Genomic DNA, 237 nt, shown 5'->3' on the forward strand with positions numbered 1-237 from the left:
GCCATACCGTGGAGGGGTCGCCGGCGAGCTCCCGGTCGGCCAGCGGCAGGCTGAGCGGCGCGGTGGCCCGCGCACCGGCGGGCTTAGGCGTGCTGACGAGTTGCGCGTCCACCCGGACGACGCCCGCCGGCACGTACGGCACCCCGCGCGCGGTCACCAGGGTCAGCCGGCCCTGCGAGCCCTGCAGCGCGGGGAGGGTCGGGTCGCCGGCGTACCGGACGCCGATCACCTTGTAGG

At 77.2% G+C, this 237-nt stretch carries 1 protein-coding gene; it reads right to left on the reverse strand.

The features are described 5' to 3' along the window. Nucleotides 1-237: hypothetical protein (locus tag ACZ2XM_RS15690; RefSeq protein ID WP_490619044.1), on the reverse strand; the 237-nt coding region annotated here is incomplete at both ends.

The sequence above is a fragment of the Psychrobacter sp. CoH-33_TS_01 genome, from assembly GCF_058189395.1.